At 71.5% G+C, this 1629-nt stretch carries 1 pseudogene; it reads right to left on the bottom strand.

The annotated features are described in order from the left end of the window. Window positions 1–233 precede the first annotated feature (233 nt). Window positions 234–1629, bottom strand: a pseudogene (gene kgd / locus ACTUAL_RS03725) (multifunctional oxoglutarate decarboxylase/oxoglutarate dehydrogenase thiamine pyrophosphate-binding subunit/dihydrolipoyllysine-residue succinyltransferase subunit); the annotation flags it as partial.

The raw sequence follows: 1629 nt of genomic DNA, 5'->3' as shown, positions 1-1629 counted from the left end.
GAACGGTGTGCCACACGTGTCGCCCGGGCAACAGATGTGTCACCGCATACCCCCTCGCGCGACAGATGTGTCACAGCGCTGCGGGGGCGCGGGGGCGTGGTGCGACAGATGTGTCACAGCGCTCCACGGGCGCGGGGGCGTGGCGCGACAGATGTGTCACAGCGCTCCGCGGGCGGACGCCGCGAGGGGCTCCCCGCGGCGTGCGCGGGGAGCCCCTCGGCGGTGGTGCGGCGTCAGCGGCCGCCGAACGCCTGGTCGTGCAGCGTCTCCTGCTCCACCGCGTGGACCTTGGCCGACCCGGTGGACGGGGAGGCCGAGGCGGGGCGGGAGACGACCCGCAGCGGGCGCTCCTCCCCGTGGTGGGCGAGCTCCTCGGGCAGGTTGAGCGCCATGAAGGGCCACGCACCCTGGTTCTTCGGCTCGTTCTGCACCCAGACCAGCTCGGCGTTCGGGTACTGCGCGGCCAGCGCCGCGATCTGCCGCGCGGGCAGCGGGTAGAGCTGCTCGACCCGGATGATCGCGGTGGTCTCGTCCTCGCGCTTGCGGCGCTCCTCCTCGAGGTCCCAGACCAGCTTGCTCGAGGCCAGCAGCACGCGCTCGACCTTCTGCCCGTCCAGCTGGGCGGTGTCCGGCAGCACCGGCTCGAAGGTCCCGGTCGTGAAGTCCTCCGGACGGCTGGCCGCCGCCTTGAGCCGCAGCATCGCCTTGGGGGTGAAGACGACGAGCGGGCGGCGCGGGCGGTCGGTCGCGTGGCTGCGCAGCAGGTGGAAGTAGGACGCCGGGGTGGAGGGGTAGGCGACCTTCATGTTGTCCTCGGCGCACAGCTGCAGGTAGCGCTCGATCCGGGCCGAGGAGTGGTCCGGGCCCTGGCCCTCGTAGCCGTGCGGCAGCAGCAGGACGACGCTGGAGCGCTGGTCCCACTTCTGCTCCGAGGAGGAGATGAACTCGTCCACGACGGTCTGCGCGCCGTTGGCGAAGTCGCCGAACTGCGCCTCCCACAGCACGAGCGCGTCGGTCCGCTCGACCGAGTAGCCGTACTCGAAGCCCATGACCGCGTACTCCGACAGGAGCGAGTCGTAGACCTCGAAGGTCGCCTGGTCCTCCGACAGCTGGTGCAGCGGCGTCCAGGAGGCGCCGGTCTCGTTGTCGGTGAGGACGGCGTGGCGCTGCACGAAGGTGCCGCGGCGCGAGTCCTGGCCGGACAGGCGCACCGGGGTGCCCTCCATGACGAGGGAGCCGAAGGCGAGCAGCTCGCCCATGCCCCAGTCGATGCCGCCCTCGCGCGTCATGTCCTTGCGCGTGGTGAGCAGCTTGGCCAGCTTGGGGTGGACCGTGAAGTCCTCCGGCACGTCGACGAAGGCGTCGCCGATGTGCCGCAGCGTCTCCTCGCTGATCGCGGTCGGGCGCTGGCGGGTGGCCATGTCGCCCTCGTCCTGGGCCTGCGGCCGCTCCAGGCCGCCGGTGCCGTCGCCCTCGCCCTTGAGCGCCGCCTTGGTCTCGACGAAGACCTGCTCGAGCTGCTTCTGGTAGTCGCGCAGCGCCGCCTCGGCCTCCTCGATCGTGATGTCGCCACGACCGATGAGGGACTCGGTGTAGAGCTTGCGGACCGAGCGCTTGGCGTCGATGAGG

It is taken from the genome of Actinosynnema sp. (assembly GCF_052038725.1).
This window is presented reverse-complemented; position numbering and strand designations above follow the sequence as displayed.